Raw genomic sequence first — 21,287 nt, forward strand, 5'->3', positions numbered from 1 at the left:
GGTCGAGAGCGCCGGCGGCGCCGAAGGCCAGGGCCTGCTCGCGGCTCGGTCCGTGGGGATCGATCGCGAGGATCCGGGCCCCGTCGGCCACCGCGACCTGGATCACGGAGAGGCCGACGCCGCCGGCCCCGACGACCACGACGGTCTCGTCCGGGGCGACGCGGGCGACGGACCGTACGACCCGGACGGCGGTGGTGCCGGAACAGCCGAGGACGGCGGCTTCGGCGAAGGGGACGGAATCGGCGATCGGCACGAGGCTGCGGGCACTGGCCAGGTAGTACTCCGCGAGGCCGCCGTCGGAGTCGAAGCCGACCTTCGCCGCCGGGCGCGGGCAGAGGTTCTCGGAACCCTCGGCGCACCAGGCGCAGGTGCGGCAGCCTTCGTAGTAGTAGGCGAGGACGCGGTCGCCGGGCTCGGTACGCGAGTTCGTACCGGGGCCTGGGCCCGTACCCGGGCTCGGGCTCGGGCTCGCACCGACCGTTACGACCTCCCCGGCGATCTCATGGCCGAGGACGAGGGGCAGCGGTGGGGTGACGGCCGAACCGTCGACGAGGTGCAGGTCCGTGTGACACAGACCGGCAGCACGTACGCGGATCAACACCTGTCCCGGGCCGGGAACCGGGCGCGGCCTGGTCTCCAGCTCCAGCGGTCCGCCCAGAGCGCGCAGCACGGCCACGCGCATCACCTCGCCGGTCACGAACGCCTCCCAAAGCTGCCTACGTGCCCACCTGCCCGCCGGAATCCGGAAACCGGAAGCCGGAACGAGCGGACCGGCCCCGGCCCGGATCCTCACACGGCCGCACCCCCTTCGCGGCCCACGCGGCGGCGCATTGACGTTTCTCCCGGCCCTGACCTGCGCGTTCCTCCCGCCGCCCCGATTCGGATTCACCCGTAGGACGGGTGACCACCTCCCGTACACCCCGGCTCCCCAGGCCCGTGAGCCCGCCCTCACCGGCCCTCCGTACCACCCTGACCAGCACCTTTGCCGATCCCGCCGCCCAATCTCCCGCAAACCGGAGCCGAACGGGCCCCGGGCCGGGCCCCGTCCCGGACAGTACGTTCCAGACAAAAGGATCACCAAAGGATCACCGGCACCAGAAAACGGAGCGGATCCGTGGACTTCGAAACCTTCCATCAGGCGTACCCGCACCTGCTGCGGTGGCTGATCGACGAGCCCGCGTACCGCAACGCGCCCCGGGGCCACGCCAGTCGCGAACAGCTCGGCGTGCGCTACCGGCTCGCGCGGGCCGACCAGCGGGTGGCGTTCGTGCCCGCCCGACGCGTCAACATCGTCTTCAACTTCGCCGAGTCGCTGTGGTACTTGTCGGGCCGGGACGACCTCGACTTCATCGCGTACTACGCCCCCAGCATCAGCAAGTACTCAGCCGACGGGCGCCGCCTGACCGGAACCGCCTACGGCCGCGCGCTCTTCGGTGCCGCCGACGGCCGCCCCGACCAGTGGCCGCTCGTCGTGGAGACCCTCCGCGAGGACCCCGACTCCAAGCGGGCCGTCATCCAGATCTTCCGCGGCGAGGAACTGGCCGTACTCGCCAACCCGGACGTCTCCTGCACCCTCGGCCTCCAGTTCCTCCTGCGCGAGGGCGCCCTGCACGCGGTCGCCTTCATGCGGGCCAACGACGTCTACCGGGGCATGACCAGTGACGTCTTCTCCTTCACCTTCCTCCAGGAGATGCTCGCGAGGGAACTCGGCGTCCCTGTCGGCTCGTACGTCCACCAGGTGGGCTCACTCCACCTGTACGACCCGGACCACGACCGCGCGCTGGAGGTGCTGGCGGATCCGGCCTCCGGCGAGGCGCCGCCGTGGGAGTTCCCCGCCATGCCGACGGGCGACAACTGGCCCTGGGTACGTGAAGTCCTCGCCGTGGAGGAGCGGTTGCGCCTCGGCCGCCACAGGTTCGCCGACGACGGTACGGGCGTGGACGCGCTCGGCCTGCCGCCGTACTGGACGCAGGTCGTCGACCTGTTCGAGATCCACCGGCGGATCCGCGGCAAGGAGCGGGTCGGCGAGGAGCAGTTGAGCAGGCTGTCGCCGATGTACCGGCGCCTGGTCGAAGAGCGTTGGCCCGGAGCGGTCTCCACCCCCACGCCCGCAGCCGTCTGACAGCCGGAAAGGCTCCCGGATGATTCCCGACACCAACACCACCAACTCCCTCTCCCCCTCCCCCTCCAGCACCCAGTGGAAGGAAACCGCCGGCATCGCCGACGGTTTCGACGCGTACGACGACCTCCCCGAGCGCCTGATCGGCTACCCGGCCGTCTTCGGCGCGGTGGGCATCGGCTCGCCCGGGGTGCGCACCGTCCTCGACTACGGCTGCGGGCCGGGGAAGGTCGCGGCACGCATCGTCGCGGCGTCCGAGGAGGTCCGCGTCGTGGCGGCGGACATCGCCCCGCGCATGCTGGACATCGCGCGCTCCCGGCGCGCGCACCCGCGCGTCGACTACCAGCAGATCGACAGCGGCAAGCTGCTGTCGCTCGCCGACGACTCCGTGGACGCGGCCCTGTCGTGCTACGTCTTCATCAACGTCGGCGAACTCGCCGTCCTGCGCGAGATCGCCACGGAGATCCACCGCGTCCTGCGGCCAGGCGCCCGTTACGCGGTGCTCGACACCAACCCCGCCACCACGGGCGTCCGCTTCTCCACCTTCCGGAGCGGGGAGCCGGGCCGTACCTACCGCGCGGGCGAACGCCGGCAGGTCCTCCTCGACCAGCCGGGCGGAGCCCCGCCGCTGGAACTGGTCGACCACCACTGGCCGCGCGAGACCTACCTCGACGTGCTCGGGGAGGCCGGCTTCACGGACCTGCGCGCCGAGGAGCCCGTACTCACGGATCCGTCCCGGCTGCCCACCCCGGCCGGCGACCACCCGGCGGAAGCGACCCGGCCCCCCTTCCTCATCGTCACAGGAGCAAAACAATGACCACCCCAGCGACAACCACCAGCCCAACCACCGGCACCACCACCCCCTCGCGCGGAACCCGCAGCGTCTTCCTGGGCGGCCCCTTCAAGGCCCTGGTCGATGCCGACGGCACGATGGACACCGAGGCGCGGACCCGTATCGAAGCGGTCATCGACCGCCTGGAGAAGGAGGGTTACGAGGTCCACAACGCCCACCGCCGCGAGTCGTGGGGCGCGAAGTTCCTCACACCCGACGAGTGCACGCGCCTGGACTACGACGAGATCTCGGCCAGTACGGTCTTCGTCGCGTTCCCCGGCAGCCCCGCCTCACCCGGCACCCACATCGAGATCGGCTGGGCCTCCGCCCTGCGCAAACCGATCGTCCTCCTCCTCGAAGAGGACAAGGACTACGCCTTCCTGGTACGCGGCCTCCACACGGTCGCCGACGTCACCTACCTGACGGTCGGAGCCACGGAGTCCCTGGTCACCCAAGTCATCGACACCGTAAACCGCCTGGCCGAGCGGGCCGACCGGACCGAGCGGGCCGCCCGGGCCGACATCGCCTGACAGCGGCGTGGGCCGCGCCTGTCGCGCGCCGACCGGGGGCGCCGGCCGGACGTTCAGGCACCTTGCGTCGCCTCCGTCCCGCCGGGGCCGACGTCACCGTAGGTCCGCGCGAGGGCGCGCGCCGCGTCGGCCATGGCGCGGCGCAGTTCTTCCGGTCCGACGACCTCGACGTCGGTGCCGAGTCGTAGCAGTTCGCCGCGTGCGTGTTCGGTGCTCTCCGTCGGGATGACCGCCTCCGTCCAGCCGTCGGCGCCGACCGGTGTCGCGGTGGCGGCGAACGCCCGTACCACCTCGGGTGGCACGTTGGCGGCCAGCCGCTCGCGGCCCCTCGGGGACAGCCGGACGGTGGCGGTGCCCGTGTAGCGGCGCGATGCGAAGTCGTCCAGGTAGGACGACCAGTAGTCACTCAGGACGAAGTCCTCCGGCCGTTCGAAGCGCTCGTCGCTCAACGCCGCGTCGAGGATCTGGCTGATCCGGTACGTGGCGGTACGGGGCCCCGCCGCGGCCACCACGTACCAAGTGCCGGACTTGAGCACCAGGCCGTACGGACACAACCGGCGCTCCACCTCCTGCGGTTCGCGCCACCGGCGGTACCGCACGTCCACCGCCCGCCGGCCGAACACCGCGTCCACCAGCAGGGGCAGATACGGAGTCGCCTCGGCCTCCCCGTACCAGCCCGGAGCGTCCAGGTGGAACACCGCGTCCGCCCGCGTCGCCTCGTCGCGCAGGGCGGCGGGCAGCGCGGCCAGCAACTTCAGGCGGGTCGCGGCCACTTCCCCGGCGAGCCCGAGATCGGCGGCGGGCGCGGGGAGCCCGGTGAGGAACAGCGCCCTGGCCTCGCCCTCGCTCAACCCGGTGAGGCGGGTGCGGTAACCGTCGAGCAGCTGATAGCCGCCGGTACGGCCCTGCTCGGCGTAGACCGGGACCCCGGTGGCCCGCAGGCGGTCCAGGTCGCGGTAGGCCGTACGTACGGACACCCCCAACTCGTCGGCCAGCCGGCGCGCCGACATGCGGCCACGGGTCTGGAGCAGGAGCAGCGTCAGCAGCAACCGGTCGGCGGACATCCGTCGATTCTGCTCCGGAACACTGACATGCCCTGGCGCACCCGGGTCCTACGGTCGTGGACGGGCCGGGCCGACCGGCCGCACGACGTACGTCGAAGAACGGATTCCGCTGTGTCCAGTGTGTCCAGAACCGAGCCCGTCCGCCGCCCCACCGTCATCGAGCTGCGCCAGTACACCCTGCGCCCCGGCTGCCGGGACGAGCTGATCGAGCTGTTCGAGCGGGAGTTCGTCGAAACGCAGGAAGAGACGGGGATGATCGTCCTCGGCCAGTTCCGCGACCTCGACCACCCGGACCGTTTTGTCTGGCTGCGGGGTTTCACGGACATGGAGGCCCGGCGGGAGGCGCTGTCGGCCTTCTACGACGGGCCGGTCTGGGCCGCGCACGGCCCCCGGGCCAACGCCACCATGGTCGATTCCGACAACGTCCTGCTGCTGCGGCCCTCACCGGCCGGGTGCGTCTTCCCGAGGGATCCGTCCCGGCGGCGGGAGGCAGGCGCCGAGGCACCGGAACGGTTCGTGGCCGCCGCGCTGTGGTACGTCCCTCCGGGCAGCCACGACGGCAGCGCCCTGATCCAGGACGGCCTCGTCCCCGTCCTCCGGCGGACGGGCCCCGCCCCCTTCGCGGTCCTCACCACGGAGCCGGCCGCCAACACCTTCCCGCGGCTCCCGGTCCGTACCGGGGAGAACGTCGTCGCGGTCCTCACCTCGTACCCGGACGAGGATGCCCACCGCCGCCACCTCGCCGACACGGCGGCCCATCCCCTCGTACGGAACGAGATTCTTCCGGCCGTCGAGCAGGCGCGGATCGCGGCTCCCCAACTCCTGCGGCTGGCGCCCACAGTCCGCTCACTCATCCGTTGAGGACGGGGGGACGGGGGGACGGGGGGAAGGGAGGACGGCGGGAAGGGCGGGAAGGGCGGGCGTCACCGCGCCCGGGCCGCGTTCACCGTACGGGGAAACCGAAGGAGTACCCCTGCTCCCGCAGCCAGGGCAGCACCTCGCCCAGGGCCGCCACGGTCTGGGAGCGGTCGCCGCCCGCGTCGTGGAAGAGGACGGTCGGACCTTCGGTGATCTCCCTCTGGACGGTGGCGACCATCGTGTCCACGCCGGGGCGTTCGAAGTCCTTGGAGTCGACGTTCCAGCCCAGCGGACGCATCCCCCGGGACGCGGCGAGCTGCCGGCTGTACGGGGTGAAGGCGCCGCCCGGAGCACGGTAGTACTGCGGCCGTACGCCCCCGGACGCCTCGGTGATCATGCGTTCGGCGTCCAGGATCTGCTGGGACTGGTAGGCCTCGGACTTGGTGTCCATGGTGGTGTCGTGCGAGACGGTGTGGTTGCAGAGCCGGTGCCCGGCCGCCACGACGTCCTTGACCAGGTCCGGGTACGCCTCGGCCTGCGTGCCCACCATGCAGAACGTGGCCTTCACATGGTTTTCCTTGAGCAGTTGCAGCACCTGCGGTGTCCAGGCCGGGTCCGGTCCGTCGTCGATGGTGATGTTGACGCCCTGGGGCCCGTGGTCCGAGGCGTGCGCGATCTCGGCCGCCACCTTGGTCACGGTCCGGTCCTGGGCCCCGGCGTCCGGCGCCGACACCCGCGCCTGCGGCTTCGACGCGACGGCGGGGGCGGCCTGCACGGTCCACATCGAGGCGGCGACGGCCGCCGCTGTCACCCCGAGCGCCGCCGCGAGAACCCGGCTGTGCCATCCCATTCGCTTGTGCCGCGCCATGTCCGCCCGCCCTTGCCTTTGCCGTGTCCGTCTGCCGACTCCGCCGATGCGGTGCACCCAGGAGGACATACGAACGGGCCGGCAGGCTCCCTGTGTTACCGATCACAGACAAACCCGCAGGGGCCCGGCGACAAACGGAGGAAGGCCGCGACAGACCGTCGGCCGCCCCGGCGGTCCTGGCCGCCCTGGCCGCCCCCGGTGGTCCTGGCCGCCTTGGCCGCCCTCGCCGTCCGGACCGGCCGGACCGCCCGGACCGCCCTGGCCACCCTGCCCCGGCCGGCGCCTCGGGGCGTTGTCAGTGGGTGCCGGTAGCTTTTGGGTATCCGGGGACGGAGGGTGTCCACGGATCGTCAGCGCACCACGCCTGCTCGCTTACTGAGGGACGCTCATGGAACCGGTCTTCGCGGATTTCTCCACCACTCCGGCGCAGCTGTCGAACGCCGTCGTGGGGTACCACCGGTGCGGGGTCGCGCCTTCGCACCTCGCGGTGGGCTCCGACGGGTACATCAAGCTGGACTTCGCCGTGACGCCGACGGAGGGACGCGGGGAAGCCGCCGAGGCGGTCCTCACCGTGACGACCCTCGGCGCGAGCGTTCCCATGGACGTGCTGCTCAACGGCAAGACGGTGGCGCAGGGAGTGACGTTCGCCGAGGCCGGCGGGCACGACGCTCCCCTGGGCACGGACGTGTCCGTCGACAGGGTCCTGTCCCTCCCGGGCGAACTGCTGACGCCCGGCGACAACCTCCTGGAGATACGGAGCCCCGCCGGCGAGAAGGGCCTGCTCCGGGTGACCGCCGTCACCGTGGACCCCGCCGAGGACATCGGCCGTGCCCGGCGCGCCCTGGCGGCCAGGGCGAGCACGCGGTCGGTCTTCGCCTTCGACACCGAGCAGCGCCCGCTCGACTCCGCCGTGTGGCAGCCCGCTTCGCGCCTGCTCTTCCACCTCGACCGGGGCGACCGGGCGGTCCCCGCGCAGCTCTCCTGGCGCGGGTCGGACGGCGCGGAAACGGCGATAGCACTACGGACCGACATGTCCGGCTTCCACGGACACCACCGATCCGCCGACGGCGCGCTCGGTGAGTTCCGGGGTGTGCTCACCGACCGCTGGGCCTACCCCGACGGCACCACGAACGGGCCGCTGCACCGCTTCTCCACCGAGGAGGGGCGGGCCGGCGACTGGCGTCCCTCCGGTGAGCTGCGCATCCTGCTCGACGACGGCCGGGGGGCGCCCGTCGAGCGGGTGACCTGGACCGACCGGCGGGGGAACGCGGCCTCGGTGACCCTGACCGCCGCCGTCCCGACGGCGGGCACCGGCGCCGCCACGCCGCCCGGCGAACTGCGCGACGTCACGGACACGATCATCCGTGTCGAGGCGAGCGACGAGTTCGAGGCCGGCGGGGAGATCGCGCGGAACCTGCTCCGCAGGTCCCGGAGCAAGTGGCTGGTGCACGACAACACCGCCGAACTGGACTTCACCCTCCGGAGCCCGGCCGCCGTCGCGTCGTACCGTCTGACCACCGCCAACGACTGCGCGGACCGCGATCCCCGGAACTGGCAGCTCCAGGCCTCGCACGACGGCGGTACGTGGACGACGCTCGACACCCGTACCGGCGAAGGCTTCACCCACCGCTTCGAGACGAGGGACTTCGTCTTCGCCAACATCACGTCGTACCGCCACTACCGGCTCCGCATCACCGGCAACGCGGGCGGCGACGAGATCCAGCTCAGCCAGGTCCAGCTCCTCGCGGGCGCCGACAAGGCTCCCTCAGCCACCGCCGCCGACTTCATCGGCTACTACGGGGCGGCCGGAGAGTCCCCCACCGGATACCGGGGTACGACCGTTCCCGGACCGGGGTCCGACGATCCGGGCGAGCAGGAAGGCGGTCCGCGCGAGAAGCTCCTCGCCGCCGATCTGACGGACACCGCGCAGGGCTTGGACAGCGCCGCCCGTCTCCTGGGCAAGCTGGCGGAGTACCTCCGTACCTCCTGAGCCGCTCCGGGGCAGCCGGTCCGGGCTGCTCAGGGGCCCGGCTCCCAGACGATGGAGACGATCTCCAGCGCCGCGTCCGACAAGGTCGTGTCCCCGTGCGTGGCCGCCCGGCCGTGGGCTGTCCGCACGGTGATGCCCCGGGTGGCCAGGCGCCACAGGGTGTCGGCGTCGATCACCACCTCCGCGTCCGCGTCGGCGTGGGCGCCCACCTCAGTGTCCGCGCCGGCGCCCGCGCCTGCGCCTGCCGCCGAGGCCGGAGTATCGCGGTGGTCCAGCGTCCAGCGGTCGGCACGGCGTGCGGCGGTCCACCGGCCGCCGGCGGGACCGGGCACCCGTACGCGAACCGTCGTGCCCACGGCGACGGGGTCCGGCGCAGGGTCTGGGGAAGGGCGCGCAGGAACGTGTCGAGTACGGGGTGGAGCAGTCGCGGCGCGGTGGCGCCGGGACGGCCCACCGCGTCGCGGATCTGCTGCTGGTGGACCCACAACTCCGAGTATTCGCGCGCGACGTCGAGCCAGGCCGGTGCGTCCAGGCCGGGTGCCGCCCAGGCCACGTCCACCCCGGCGGGGCCGTCCATCTCCCGGCCCGACCATTCGACGTCCAACTGAGCTCCCAGATGGGCCAGAAGGTCGATCAGCAAGCGAGGGCTGATCTGCCGCGCCGTGCGGACGAAGTCCTCGTTGGTCCGCGCCAGGAAGGCCGGCAGGGTCTCGTCGGACCCGAACTCCGGTCCGGGGTACCGGTCACGGCCCGCCGACAGGCGCCGGACGTAGTCGTGCAGGACGTGGCCGGCCACGTCCCGCACGGTCCAGCCGGGGCAGACAGTCGGACACGCCCTAGCGCCGCCAGCAGGTCCACGAGGGCACCTCGCTCGACAGGGAAAAGCGGTCGGACGTCCAGGGGTGGTCCCAGCCAGGTCCAGTCATCCATCGGGACAGTGGACCACCGGGTCGCCACCGCCCACCACAACATTCCGGGACGTTCGACAACAGCCACCACCGCCCCCGCCTCCTCCTCCCCTGCTTGTGACAGCCCTGTGACCCGAAGTGTGACCTCCGCCACGCGCGCGGGGCCAACTCCCCGATGAAGATGACCGGATGAGCCGACGACCCGCCCCTCTCCGCCCGCGCCTCGCCGCGACCGCGCCCCTCCTGGTGGCCCTCGCCGTGATCGGCCCGCTGCTCGCGGCCTGCGGGTCGGAGAGCGTGGGCGCCGGGAGCGCCGGTGCGGGCGCCGCCGGATCGCCGACCCCTACGCCGGTCACCGATCCGGGCATGGACGGGGTACGGATCACCTCGTTCACCGGCCCCGGGGACTCGGCGATCTCCGCCGCCTACGAGGTCACCAACGACGGCACCGAGGCCCTGACCTACTCGGTCATCTTCACCTTCACGAGCAGTGACGGCGGGTCCATGGGCAACAAGAACGTGTCCGTACGCGACCTCGCCCCCGGGAAGACCGCGCGGGGCACGATCCAGGCCGATCAACTGCCGTCCTCCGCGCCGCTGGTGACCGGGGCCAAGGTGTCCCAGGTGCTCAAGGTCCCCGCCGCCGAGGCACCGGCCGAGCCGGGCACCTGCCCCGCCTCCGGGATCCGGGTCAACACCGACGAGGGCGAGGCGGCCATGGGACTGCGCGTCGTGGGCCTGCACCTGGACAACTGCGGCACCGGCACCTACACCGTCGAGGGCTACCCGTCGCTGGAACTCCTGGACAAGAACCACAAGCCCGTCACCGGCATCAGGATCCTCAAGGGCAGCAGCGAAATCACCACCGGCGCCGGCCCCGACGAGCAGCCCCGCCCCATCACCCTCAAGCCCGGCGAGTCGGCTAGCGCCAACCTGGTGTGGCGCAACACCACCCAGTCGGGCACGCCCGTCAACGTCCCGTACGTAAGAATCCACGCAAAACCCGGCGCCGCCCCGGTCATGGTGACCCCAGGCCTCGACCTCGGAACCACCGGCAAGCTCGGCGTCCGACCGTGGAAGAAGACGGAGACCCGGTAGCCCCCCACGCACACACGCACACACGATCCAGCCCCCCGCCATCTGAGAAGGTCCCGTCAGGGGCGGTCAGGGGGGTGTGTTGCCTCGTTGTTTTGTTGTGTTGAGGAGTTCCGGGAGGTCTTTCAGGCGGTCCAGGCCCTTGACCGCCTGGGCGGTGCGGGGGTTGGTGGACAGGCGGGGGCGGTGGCGGTGGAGGAAGGACCAGTAGCCCGTCGTGTACGGGCAGGCCTGGGGGCCCGTGCGGTGGGTGGGGGTGTAGGCGCAGGGGGCGCACAGGTCGCTCATCTTGTTGATGTACGCGCCGCCGGAGGTGTACGGCTTCGTCGTCATCAGGCCGCCGTCCGCGTACTGCGACATGCCGACGACGTTGGGGAGCATGACCCAGTCGTAGCCGTCCACGAAGCAGCGGTGGAACCAGTCGGTGACCGCCGCCGGGTCCCAGCCGTCCTGGAGGGCGCGGCTGCCCAGGACCATCAGGCGGGGGATGTGGTGGGTCCAGCCCGTGTCCCGTACCTGACCGAGCACCGTGGACAGGCAGTTGGCCGTGACCGCGTCCGCGTCCAGGTCCAGGAACCAGTCCGGCAGCGGGGTGGTGTGGCGCAGTGTGTTCCGGTGGCGGTAGTCCTCGCCGAAGTGCCAGTACAGATGCCAGACGTACTCCCGCCAGCCCGCGATCTGCCGTACGAAGCCCTCGACGCTGTTGAGGGGCGCGGCCCCGGTACGGTACGCCCGCTCCGCACGCTCCACGCATTCCGCCGGGTCCAGGAGACCGAGGTTCAGGGGTACGGACAGCAGGCTGTGGCTCATCACCGGGTCGGCGGCGAGCATGGCGTCCTCGTAACGGCCGAAGTCCGGGAGCCGGTGGGTGACGAACCGCCGCAGCGCGGACAGCGCCTCGCGGCGCGTGACGGGGAAGCGGCGTGGTCCGTCCCGGCCGACGAAGGAGACGTCGCCGTCGCGCTCCCAGCGGTCCAGGTCGTGGCGGACCTCGTCGTCGACGGCGTCCTCGCGGGGCCGCCACGGGCCCCGGAGAGGCAGGGTCGGCTGTCCGCGCGGCGGAGGCTCGCGGTTGTCGTGGTCCAGGTTCCACCGCCCGCCGGCGGGCTCGTCGCCGTCCATGAGCAGGTCGTGCCGTTCCCGTACCCAGCGGTAGAAGCCCTCCAGCCGCAGACCCTTCCCGCCGCCCCGGCCGGCCCACTCGGCGAAGTCGTCGTGGCTCACCAGGAAGCCCCGCGCGGGCAGGATCTCCACGTCCTCCCGCGCGGCGGCGAAGTCCAGGGCCCGGCGGGAGGTGGGGTGGCGGACCGTCAGCCGGGGGCGGCGGTGGGACGCCTGGTTCCCGAGGGCCTGCCCGAGGGCTCGTTCGAGGCCCTCCGCGTACGTCTCGGCGCGGATGTACGTGACCCGGTCGCCGAGTTCCGCCGCGCGGTGCCGCATCGCCGAGAGGATCAGGTGGGCCTTGGCGCGGTGGAAGCGGCGCCGGCGCAGTACCGAGCGCGCCTCGATCATGATCAGGGGGGCGTCGGCGTCGGGGCCGCCGTGGCGCGGGTCGAGGAAGTGCGGGCCGAGCTGGTCGCCGAAGAGCCAGTGGGGGCGTGGTGTCACGACGTACCACCCACCTCTCCGGCTCGCGGCCGCTGACCGACGGATGCCGGCTGACGGCTGACGGCTGACGGCCGCACCCCGCGCCCCAGCCTGTCAGGCCGCGCGCGGCGCCCGCCGCCGACACTCCGTACGCCCGTCCGCGACCCGTCGCCCGCCGACGGGCGTACGTACGGGGACCGGACCGGCCATTTCGAACCGTGGGTTCACCCGGGCTCACCCCGCCGTCGGCCCGGCGTTCACCGGCGAGCGCGAGGTTCAAGCCATGACTTCGAGCCCCTTCTCTCGCAAACGCACCCGGATCGCCCTCGCCATCGGCGCCACCGTCGCCGTCGTCGGCGCGGGCACCGTCGCGGCCCAGGCCACCGGCTGGCTGTCCGGCCCGTCCCACGACTTCGGCGCGGTCGCCGACTCCTTCTCCGGGCACGGCAAGGTGACCGGAAACGTCCTGCGGAACGACTCCGGCGCCACCGCCGTCGTACGGCACACCGATCCGTCCGACGGTACGGTGACGGTCGGCGCGGACGGCGCGTTCACGTACACACCGAAGTCCGGCTTCACGGGTACGGACACCTTCACGTACACGACGACCGACGCGGTGCGGCTGTTCAAGGACGCCGACGCGAACGGCGCCCCCCTGCCGCCGCTCAAGGAGGTCGCCGGGCCGAACGGCACCACCACCAAGATCTCCGGCGAGGGCTTCGGCTCGTCGCTCGCCCCGGTGCCGGGCAAGGCGGGCCACTTCTACGGCCTCACCGACCGGGGCCCGAACGCGGACGGCCCGGACGGCAACAAGTCCGAGATGCTCACCGACTTCACCCCGCAGATCGGCGAGTTCAAGCTGGTCGACGGCAAGGCGCGGCTGGTCAGGCAGGTCACACTGAAGGGGCCGAAGAACCTCGGCGGTGTGAAGTACAGCGGCCGTCCGCCGCACGACACCAGCGAGGTGATCAGCGACGTCGACGCGACCAACGCCAACGGCGGAACGCCCACCCCTGTCGCCAGAGACGCGTACGGCTACGACTCCGAGGGCCTGGTGGCGCTGCCCGACGGCACGTTCTGGGTCTCGGACGAGTACGGGCCGTACATCACGCACTTCGACGCGAAGGGGTACGAGCTGGGCCGGCTGACCCCGTACAGGAACAGCCCGGACAACGCGTCCCACAAGATCGTCGGGTATTTGCCGGCCGAGCTGGCCAACCGGGTCAAGAACAAGGGCATGGAGGGCCTGACGGTCACGCCGGACGGGTCGACGCTGGTGGGGATCATGCAGTCGGCGCTCCAGCAGCCGGACCTCGGCAGCACGAAGGCGGCCGGTGTCGCGCCCGCGCGGATCGTCACGGTCAACCTGCGGACGTACCAGTCCAAGCAGTACCTGTACCTGCTGGACAACCCGGGGACGACGGGGAGCGCGAACAGCGAGATCACCGCGCTGTCCGGCACGAAGTTCCTCATCGACGAACGTGACGGCAATTTCGAGCCGTTCGCGCAGAAGACGCTGTACGAGGTCGACCTCAACGGCGCCACGGACGTCAGCGGCCTGACGATCGGCGGCAAGTCGCCCGAGGCGTTCGTGGGGGCGGCCGGCACCAACGCGGCGCTCGCCGCGCTCACCGGCGCCGACGTCCACGTCGCGCAGAAGCAGCCGTATCTCAACGTGGGGACGCTGGTGAGCCAGCTCGACCCCACGGGCACGTTCTTCGCCCACGACAAGGTGGAGGGCGTCGCGACCGCCGACGGCGGCAAGACGCTGTACCTCTCGAACGACGACGACTTCGGCATCGACACCATCGCGGTCGACCCGGACGGCAGGTGGACCATCCACCAGAAGGTCCTGCCGCCGACGGGCCGTACGGACAACGCGGAAATCCTGAAGGTCGACACGACAAAGCTGCCGGCGGTCCTGAAGACGGTGAAGGTGACGGTCCGCGTCCGCTGACGAACGCTGAACGCCGAACACCGAACGCCCGGCGGGGAGAATTCCGGACCGGCTGGCAATTCACTCGCGGAATGGCGCGAACGGATATCGATCCCGCATTACGGCGCGGAGCCCATTACGGGGAACTCGCCGGCAGGGATCTCATGCCACACAAAACGCCCGGCCGGGAAGTCCCGGCCGGGCGTTTCGGTGAGCCGCGGCAGAAGGCGCTCAACCGGAGGGCTGCCTCTCGGCGGCCGTCGGATCAGATCGTCGGCGTTTCGTCGACGACCTCCTTGTGCGGTTCGACGACAAACTTCCAGCCGTCGCTGGGCTCCAGGAACCGCACACGGGTCGGGTAGATGTCCAGGGCGCGGCGGTCGCGGTTCTGGGTGCTCGTGCCCTTGCGGCCGCGGGCCGGCTCCTCGAACAGGTCGACCTTGACGTCGGGCACCGCGGCGACTTCCTCGCTCCAGCGCTGGACGACTCCCACACCGAACGCGTCCCGCGCGGCGGAGTAGAGCGCGTCCAGGGACTCCTTGGTGCCGTTGGGCACGAAGAGGGCGAGGTTCAGGAGAACACCGGCGCTCTGGAGGACCTCGATCTCCTCCCCCGTCTTGTCCGCGACCCAGATCCCGCGCTCCTCGGCGTTGTCCGGGAGGATGTGGCGCTCCTCACCGAATACCGTCCTCGCGGTGAAGGAGCCTCCCTCAAAATTCTTACCCGGCTCTGTCAGGAAAGCCGGGGCATAGCAGTCGAGAGGAAGACCATCCATCTCCGCCGAAACAAAGATGCTGTCTTGGAGGCCCAACTCCGAAACCTCTTCGGCCGTAAGACGTCGAGCCGTAACCTTCTCGGTATTCACGCCATTCCCCTTTTTTCGCGGCGTCCTATAAACCCATCAAGACTCTACCACGAAAACGGGCAGCCCGATTCCATTGCGGGCGCCTTGGCGCCGAGTACAGTAATGGTCAACCCGTGAGTGATTTGTTTCGATAAGGCAGCGAAACGAAGTCGGTCCTCCTGTGGAATGCGCCGAAGGGAGCCGGCCGAATGGCCGGCGACCCAGTCGGGAAGCCGCGCGGTTTCGCCCGTGTCAGGCGGAGCGCTGGACCCGGGCCAGCCGGTCGGCGCGCCCGCGCCGGGCCGCGGACCGGATGTCCACCTCCGCGCCCGCACCCGCGCCGGGGGTCGCCTGCCAGCGGCGAAGCACCTCGGCGGTCCCGCTCACCCGGCTGTCGTCGGGGCCCGCGTCGAGGTAGAACAGCGACTCGTCCACCTCGATGTCGTCGCCGCCCCAGCGCACGACACCCCCGCAGTCGGCGAGGATGTCCCGCAGGACCTCTTCCTGGAGAGGGAAGAGCCCGCCCTTCGCGGCTGCCCCGGGCCGGAGCCGTACCGCCGTGCCGGACGCGAGGTTGGACTCGGGAAGACGCCTGCTAAGCGTGCCGATCGCCTGCCAGCCCGCCAGGTCGATCCGCTGGATCCGCTCGATCTCGTAGTGGAAGCGGCGGATCACATGGACCAGGATCAGTTCCACGTCGCCGATCCGGACGTCGACCCCGAGCCCCGTGCCCGCCACGGGACGTGTCCACACCGTCGAGACGTGGTTCGCCCTGCTCTCGATGGGCCACCCGTTCGCCGATGTCGGTGGTTTCCCCGGCTTCGCCGGTGCCGCGGCGGCGGCCACGGCCGGCAGGAAGGAGCTTGTCGCCACCGCGGCACCGATCGCCGCCGCGCCCTTCAGCGCGGCCCGTCTCGCCATCTCGTTCTGCACGCCTCGACTCCCTTGCTCATGGACTCACGGAATGAGGAACCGGCCTCACGCGCTGCGTGACAGCAGGTTGTAGTGCTCCAGTACGTTGTAGAGCCCGATCAGCTCGCGACCGTACTGCTGGGCCTCTGCCGTGGTCCCGTTGTACCGGGCCAGCAGCGCCTGGGTGTCGGCCAGGCTGGTGGTCGGAGTCGGCCTGGCGATGCCCAGTTGATGGGCGTTGTAGACCGTGAGGTAGGCGGCCGTCCGGATGTTGTACGACGTCTCCTGGAGCGCGTCCCACACCGGCCGCAGATCACCCTCCGGCAACACCGGTCCATTGATGATGCCCTGCTGCACGCAGTAGTTGCGGGCCTTGATGGCCACCCACGCGAAGATCTGCCCCCAGCCGGTGCTGCAATCGTCGTCCAGCCCGCGCCTGACCGCCTCGTCGGCCGCGAAGTCCAGGGGATTCAGTTTGCGCAGCTCCCACAGGACCGGTGCCTGGATCAGGGCCTTGCGGAGTCTGAGCTCCCGCGCCAGTGACGTGAACAACCAGTCCGCGGTCAGGACGAAGTCGAACGCGTTGGTGGTGGAGATGCCGCCCAGCGTGACCCAGTCCTTGTCGGGAGTCCAGCCCTCGCCGCCGGTCTCCGGGACTCCGATCGAGGTCAGGTAGTTCCTGACGTCCGTCAGCATCGGGTCCCTGTACGCGGCCTTGTTCAGGTCGGTGTCCAGCCCGTCGGTGTACGCTCCCGCGTCGAAGTCGCCCTGCCCGGTGTCACGGCCCGAGACGATGTTGTTGTCGATCTCGATGAAACCGCTGCCGGAGCCGACCGTGATCGTGGCGATCTGGTCGAACGCCCAGTTGGACGGCAGCGGATAGCCCAGGTTGCCGGAGAACCCGCTGGACATGTCCGACACAAAACTCGCCGTCGCGTACCCGGCGTCCGCCACACGCTGGCAGACGTTGCGCGGACCGTAGACGCCCACGCCGTACTTGGAGCTCTCGTAGAGGGTCTGCGCGACACTGCGGAAGTGCGGAAGGATGTACTGGCCGACCTCCCCGTCCACCGCGTCGTAGTCGACCGCGAAATAGATGATCGTGCCGGGCTTGAAGCCGTGATGCCGGGCCCATTCGATCGCCCTGAACGCGTCGCTGGCGCCTTGGGCATGAGTGAAGTAGTCCGCGGAACGGCTCGTCGTCTGGAAGATCGGGAAGCACCGCAGCCCGTACTCCTTGATGGTGGCGAGCTCACCCGGCTGGATCTGCTTCTCCGGCAGACTCGTGGTGGACGGGTTGAAGAGGTACCGGCCGATGTACTGGTAGCCGGCGCTCTTCAGCGCCTGGGCGCGCGCCGGCGTGATCTTCGTGACGCCGTCGCACGCCGTGCCCTTGCGGGTCTGGTCGCCGTAGGAGACGAGCAGGGAGGCCCAGGTCTGGAAATCGCCGAGCCCTGTGACGGGGAGCTTGGAGAACGACTGGAAGCTCTCCACCGCCGCCCTGACCTCGGCTGTGAAGCTTCCGAAGGCGACACTCCGCCTGTTGAGGATCATCGCCGCGGTGAAGAGCTGCGCCCACGTGCCCGTGGTGCCGGACGAGACCGTGTGCGACCTCAGGCCGGACTGGGTGCCGGGGCCGAAGACCCCGGTCGCTGTGCCGTCCGCCATGCCCAGCTCGTACTGGACCGCCAACAGCATCGACTTGGCGACGTCGCGGGAATGGTGACCGTCACAGGGCATGGCGTAGAAATCCCTGCGCTGGATGTACCGGCCGTTCAGCCACTGCTGAATGGAGCGGATGGCGCTCGACCCCTGGGGGGTGGTGACGTAGGCGTCCATGGTCAACAGGCCCTTGACGACCTTCGGCCACAGGGAACTGCCGGGATACGTGGCACTCAGGCCCATGTCCTGGTTCAACTTCACCACGGCCGCCTGCACCCGGGAGTTGTACGTCCCGTCGATCACACCGCCGTCGTACCCCTTGCAGTACAGGGCGGACTGGATGATCCGGCACAGGGCCGCGGAAGGCATGGTGGTCGCGTCCAGCTTTCCGTACTTCGTCGTCAGCGTCGAAAGGGTGGTGGGGCCGAAGGAGTCCGAGAGGGACGTGATTCCCATTTCGTACTGGAGCGCGCGGGTCAGCGCGTACATCGTGTTCCAGCCCGGGACCCCGTCCTCGCTCAGCTTGGATATGCCGAGCTTCGCACCATTGCTGTAGGTCGTGTTCACAAACCTCTGGGCAAGACTGACCATTTCGTCGGCCACGAACTGTCTCCTGACATCCGGCGGCGAAGAGAGGAACGAACAGGCCGGCCCCCGGCCGGGAGGCCGGGGGCCACAGAGGCTAAGGGGCTTCGATTCTCCAGTCGGAGCAGGTGCCCTCGCTGATGCTGTCCGTGGCGTAGTCGCCCGAACAGGCCCGGAATTGAACGGACTTGAGGGTGATTCCCGGCACGGACTCCGGGAATGTCTTGTTGACGTAGAGCCACCCGGCCGCCTCTCCGGACCTGTTCCAGATCGTTCCTTGACGCACGACCGCCCCGGTGGGGCTCACCTCGTCGTCGAAGAATTTCCACTGAATGACCACCGGGAATCCGTCCGCCCACGTGTCCCTGATCCGGAACCACTCGCCCAGCGGGGCGAAACACGCCTGGCCGTTGGCACTGCCGGAGGTGCACTTCCACGACTGGCCGTCGCTCGGGCCAACGGTGTCGGTTGCCAGCTGCCTGCCGTCGGCGGCACCGGCCGCGGTGGCTTGAGTGAGGACCAGTGTTCCGGCGGCGGCGAGAGCCAGTACGGCGGAGCGGATTTTCATGGATTTCCCTGTCTGTTTCGACCTCGGACCCTTGGGCCTTTTGGCCTTCTCGTTCTTGTTCCTTGTTCCTTGTTCCTTCTGCGAAAGACAGTCTGCGGGGGCCGCTTCTTGTTCTCCACGGTTTGCCTCTCTCGGCAAACCCTGGGTCAAGGGAGAGGTGGTGGAGACGAAATGATCCGTGCGCGTCTTTCTCAGTTGATGGTGACGACGTGGGCCCAGGACGGTGGGGTGTCCGGGATGTAGGCGGGCTCTTCCTCGTCGGTGGCGAGGGTGGGGCGGGGGAAGAGGCCCACCACCGTGCGGCAAGGGGGCGGGGCGGTGGGCCACGGGGTCTGGCCGTCCGTCAGGGCGACAATCACGTCAGGGCGGGGGCGGGAGCGGAGTGCGCGGGCGAAGCCCGAGCGGAGGTCCGTGCCTCCGCCGCCGATCAGTTCGACGTTCCCGGCGCGGCAGAGCGGGACGGCGATCCCGGCCGCCGCGTCGCAGGAGATCACCGAGACCAGGTCACGCCGTCCGCCCACCGCCCGCGAGATCGCCGCGACTTCCAGCAGCGCGCTGCCCAGTTCGGCGTCGCTCACCGACCCCGAGGTGTCGATCACGACGCAGACCCGGGGTGGTGTACGACGCAGGCCCGGCAGGAGCACACCGGGCACCCCGGCCGAGCGCCGGGACGGACGGCGGTAGCTGTGGTTCTCGCCCACCCCGGGCCCGGTCGCCGCCGAACGGATCGCCGACCCCAGCAACCGCCGCCAGGGCTGCGGGGGTTGGAACGCCACGTCCGCCCACCGGCGCCACCCCTCCGGGGCGTCGCCCGGCCGGCCCCTGATCCCCTCGGCGACCCGGAAACGTACCGCGTCGCGCTGCTGCCTGCTCAGCCCGTGCGCCCCGTCGGGGCCCAGCTCCCACGGCCGGACCTGGCCGTCGGCACCACTGCCGCAGTCCAGCCACGCCAGGTCCCCGGTGAGCCCCGACATGGACGACCGCCGCAGGTACTCCTCCATCAACAGCCCCTCGGGCATCCCCAGGAGGGAAGGCAGCACCGCGCCGGTGGGCCGGGGCAGGCCGTCGCCGTAGATGTCGTCGTTGATCTCGAAGTCGGCGGCGATGTTACGGCGCAGCCGCCGGCCAGGCCCGTACTCCTCGCGCTCCCGCGCGTACCGCTCGCCGCGCCCGTGGTGGTCCCGGAGGAGGTGGGAGACCTCGTGCACCCAGGCGCCCGCCAGCTCCTCCACCGGCATGCGCGCGACGAAGCCGGGGGAGACGTAGCAGCGCCAGTGCGCGTCGACGGCCATCGTCGGCACCGACCGGTCCTCCACCACGTGCAGGGCGAAGAGCGCGCTCGCCAGGTAGGGGCGGACCTTCACGGCGTGGAGGCGGGCGGCCAGCAACTTCTCGGTGTCCAGGGGGAGTCCGGGTTCGTGGCGGGGCTCCTGGCCGGGTCCCTGGCGGGGCTCCTGTCGGGGGCCCTGGCGGCGCTCCTGTCCGGAGCGCTGTACGGGGCGTTGTCCGGGTTTCTGTCCGGGGCCGGTCCGGTTGTTGTACGGAGACCGGGGGTCGGGCAGTGGCGTCGGTACGGTGGCCCGCACCGGGCGGGGTGGCGCGGGGCGCGGCACGGGGTGGGACAGCGGGCGCGGGCGGGAGTGGGGGCGGGGTTCGGGGCGGGACTCGGGGCGAAACTCGGGGCGGGGGTGCCGCGCGGGCCCCGTCATCGGCGTACCCCTGTCTCGCGACCGGCGTCCGCCGCCACTGCCCGTACCACCGAACGGTCCGCGCGCCGGGCCACACCGATCACACCGACCAGCCGTTCCACCGCCTCCGGCACTTCCCACTCGTCGCGCCGCAGCGAGGCCAGCGCCGTCGCGGGGGCGACGAGGAGGTCCGGGGCGCCGGTCTCCAGCGCCCGTACCAGCACCGCCCAGCCCGCGTCCCACCTCGCCCTCTCGGGCCGCGCCCCGACGGCCGCCACCACCGCCTCCAGCGCGGCCTGGCGCAGATCGCCCCGTACCGGAAGCTCGGCGGAGGCCGGGTCGGCGAGCAGGGACTCCGGGTCCGGGAGGTCCATCCGGTCGAGGTGGGCGAGGAGTTCGAGCCCGGGTCCGTCGCCGACCGTGCCCCGGATCAGCAGGGCCAGGACCTCCCGGGAGACGGAGGCCGCCGTACCGAAGGCCAGCAGGGCCAGCGCGGCCTCCCAGCTGCGGGGCGAGGGCCAGGCGCCGCCGCGCCGGGTCTCCGTGCTGGGCAGCCGGTGGATGAGCGTCGGCCGGGCTTCCAGGAATCCGCAGACCGCACGCCGGGCGAAGGCCACCGCCTCCGGCAGGCACTCGGGCACCAGCCGGGGCAGTTCGGCCCGGGGCCAGACCCCGCCCAGCCCGCGTACCACGACCTCCCGGTCGTGCACCCAGTACAAGTGCACGAACCGGTTGGCCAGCGGCGGACTCAGCTCCCACCCGTCCGCCGCCGACGCGCTGGGGTTGGCCGCGGCCACGATCCGTACGTCGGAAGGCAGTTGGAGCGCGCCGACCTTCCGCTCCAGGACGACCCGGAGCAGGGCCGCCTGAACGGCCGGGGTGGCGGTGGAGAGTTCGTCCAGGAAGAGCAACCCCCGTCCGGCGCGGACGAGTTCCACCGCCCACTGCGGCGGTGCCATCGGCACCCCTTGCACGGCCGGGTCGTCGCCGACGATGGGCAGCCCGGAGAAGTCGGTGGGCTCGTGGACGCTGGCGATCACGGTGGTCAGCGGCAGGTCGAGGGAGGAGGCGAGTTGAGTGAGGGCCGCGGTCTTGCCGATGCCGGGCTCGCCCCAGAGCAGGACGGGCAGGTCGGCCGCGACGGCGAGGGTGAGCGCTTCGAGCTGCTCGTCGGGGCGGGGCTCGGTGGTGGTGGTGCGGAGGAGGGCCAGGAGGTCTTCGGCCAGGGCCAGTTGGGGGTG

19 protein-coding genes are annotated in these 21,287 nt (G+C 71.1%); 7 read left to right on the forward strand and 12 right to left on the reverse strand.

What is annotated here, in order from left to right; translation table 11 throughout:
* Positions 1-697: alcohol dehydrogenase catalytic domain-containing protein (locus GT042_RS37265; protein ID WP_161313092.1), on the reverse strand; the 697-nt coding region annotated here is incomplete at its 3' end.
* A 417-nt stretch (positions 698-1,114) separates the two neighbouring features.
* On the opposite strand from GT042_RS37265, the gene GT042_RS37270 reads away from it, so the two are divergent.
* From GT042_RS37270 to GT042_RS37280, 3 genes are read left to right on the forward strand one after another with little or no spacing between them, the layout of a single operon-like run.
* On the forward strand, positions 1,115-2,122 hold the full coding sequence (locus GT042_RS37270) for a thymidylate synthase (RefSeq protein WP_161313093.1): 1,008 nt from the start codon (positions 1,115-1,117) through the stop codon (positions 2,120-2,122).
* Positions 2,123-2,141: 19 nt separating this feature from the next.
* Positions 2,142-2,936, forward strand: a complete 795-nt coding sequence (locus GT042_RS37275; protein ID WP_161313094.1) for a class I SAM-dependent methyltransferase — start codon at positions 2,142-2,144, stop codon at positions 2,934-2,936.
* Positions 2,933-3,481 carry a nucleoside 2-deoxyribosyltransferase gene (locus tag GT042_RS37280; protein ID WP_161313095.1) on the forward strand — a complete coding sequence of 183 codons (549 nt, stop codon included), beginning with the start codon at positions 2,933-2,935 and terminating at the stop codon, positions 3,479-3,481. The genes GT042_RS37275 and GT042_RS37280 overlap by 4 nt, the downstream gene beginning before the upstream one ends.
* Before the next feature lie 53 nt (positions 3,482-3,534).
* Here the strand turns inward: GT042_RS37280 and GT042_RS37285 are convergent, their stop codons facing one another.
* On the reverse strand, positions 3,535-4,545 hold the full coding sequence (locus GT042_RS37285) for a WYL domain-containing protein (protein ID WP_161313096.1): 1,011 nt from the start codon (positions 4,543-4,545) through the stop codon (positions 3,535-3,537).
* A 111-nt stretch (positions 4,546-4,656) separates the two neighbouring features.
* On the opposite strand from GT042_RS37285, the gene GT042_RS37290 reads away from it, so the two are divergent.
* Complete coding sequence (locus GT042_RS37290) at positions 4,657-5,406, forward strand: NIPSNAP family protein (protein ID WP_345944061.1); 750 nt, start codon at positions 4,657-4,659, stop codon at positions 5,404-5,406.
* A gap of 82 nt (positions 5,407-5,488) precedes the next feature.
* Here the strand turns inward: GT042_RS37290 and GT042_RS37295 are convergent, their stop codons facing one another.
* Positions 5,489-6,271 (reverse strand): polysaccharide deacetylase family protein, encoded by a 783-nt coding sequence (locus GT042_RS37295; protein WP_161313098.1) that lies wholly within the window; start codon positions 6,269-6,271, stop codon positions 5,489-5,491.
* 388 nt (positions 6,272-6,659) lie between these two features.
* On the opposite strand from GT042_RS37295, the gene GT042_RS37300 reads away from it, so the two are divergent.
* Positions 6,660-8,261 carry a discoidin domain-containing protein gene (locus GT042_RS37300; protein WP_161313099.1) on the forward strand — a complete coding sequence of 534 codons (1,602 nt, stop codon included), beginning with the start codon at positions 6,660-6,662 and terminating at the stop codon, positions 8,259-8,261.
* A 29-nt stretch (positions 8,262-8,290) separates the two neighbouring features.
* Here the strand turns inward: GT042_RS37300 and GT042_RS39775 are convergent, their stop codons facing one another.
* On the reverse strand, positions 8,291-8,470 hold the full coding sequence (locus GT042_RS39775; RefSeq protein WP_237531572.1) for a hypothetical protein: 180 nt from the start codon (positions 8,468-8,470) through the stop codon (positions 8,291-8,293).
* The gene (locus GT042_RS37305) at positions 8,434-9,057 is read right to left on the reverse strand and encodes a hypothetical protein (protein ID WP_345944062.1); all 624 of its coding nucleotides are present in this window, start codon (positions 9,055-9,057) and stop codon (positions 8,434-8,436) included. The genes GT042_RS39775 and GT042_RS37305 overlap by 37 nt, the downstream gene beginning before the upstream one ends.
* A 301-nt stretch (positions 9,058-9,358) precedes the next feature.
* On the opposite strand from GT042_RS37305, the gene GT042_RS37310 reads away from it, so the two are divergent.
* Positions 9,359-10,267, forward strand: a complete 909-nt coding sequence (locus tag GT042_RS37310; RefSeq protein WP_161313100.1) for a DUF4232 domain-containing protein — start codon at positions 9,359-9,361, stop codon at positions 10,265-10,267.
* Between the two features lie 66 nt (positions 10,268-10,333).
* On the opposite strand, the gene GT042_RS37315 is transcribed toward GT042_RS37310, so the two are convergent.
* The gene (locus tag GT042_RS37315; protein ID WP_161313101.1) at positions 10,334-11,872 is read right to left on the reverse strand and encodes a cryptochrome/photolyase family protein; all 1,539 of its coding nucleotides are present in this window, start codon (positions 11,870-11,872) and stop codon (positions 10,334-10,336) included.
* Positions 11,873-12,134: 262 nt separating this feature from the next.
* Between GT042_RS37315 and GT042_RS37320 the strand changes: the two genes are divergently transcribed.
* Positions 12,135-13,808, forward strand: a complete 1,674-nt coding sequence (locus tag GT042_RS37320) for an esterase-like activity of phytase family protein (protein ID WP_161313102.1) — start codon at positions 12,135-12,137, stop codon at positions 13,806-13,808.
* Positions 13,809-14,052: 244 nt separating this feature from the next.
* On the opposite strand, the gene GT042_RS37325 is transcribed toward GT042_RS37320, so the two are convergent.
* The 6 genes from GT042_RS37325 to GT042_RS37350 all read right to left on the reverse strand — a co-directional run bounded on the left by GT042_RS37325 (position 14,053) and on the right by GT042_RS37350 (position 21,278).
* The gene (locus GT042_RS37325; protein ID WP_161313103.1) at positions 14,053-14,652 is read right to left on the reverse strand and encodes a hypothetical protein; all 600 of its coding nucleotides are present in this window, start codon (positions 14,650-14,652) and stop codon (positions 14,053-14,055) included.
* A gap of 231 nt (positions 14,653-14,883) precedes the next feature.
* Positions 14,884-15,564: a hypothetical protein gene (locus GT042_RS37330; RefSeq protein ID WP_161313104.1), complete on the reverse strand. Its 681-nt coding sequence runs from the start codon at positions 15,562-15,564 to the stop codon at positions 14,884-14,886.
* Positions 15,565-15,609: 45 nt separating this feature from the next.
* Positions 15,610-17,808, reverse strand: coding sequence for a glycoside hydrolase domain-containing protein (locus tag GT042_RS37335; protein ID WP_161313105.1), 2,199 nt, complete (start codon positions 17,806-17,808; stop codon positions 15,610-15,612).
* Positions 17,809-17,887: 79 nt separating this feature from the next.
* Positions 17,888-18,358 (reverse strand): hypothetical protein, encoded by a 471-nt coding sequence (locus tag GT042_RS37340; RefSeq protein WP_237531573.1) that lies wholly within the window; start codon positions 18,356-18,358, stop codon positions 17,888-17,890.
* A gap of 191 nt (positions 18,359-18,549) precedes the next feature.
* On the reverse strand, positions 18,550-19,761 hold the full coding sequence (locus GT042_RS37345; protein ID WP_161313107.1) for a VWA-like domain-containing protein: 1,212 nt from the start codon (positions 19,759-19,761) through the stop codon (positions 18,550-18,552).
* Positions 19,762-20,063: 302 nt separating this feature from the next.
* Positions 20,064-21,278: a sigma 54-interacting transcriptional regulator gene (locus GT042_RS37350; RefSeq protein ID WP_237531577.1), complete on the reverse strand. Its 1,215-nt coding sequence runs from the start codon at positions 21,276-21,278 to the stop codon at positions 20,064-20,066.
* Between the last annotated feature and the right edge of the window lie 9 nt (positions 21,279-21,287).

Origin of the sequence: Streptomyces sp. SID3212, from assembly GCF_009865405.1 — a bacterium.
Taxonomy (GTDB): Bacteria; Actinomycetota; Actinomycetes; order Streptomycetales; family Streptomycetaceae; genus Streptomyces.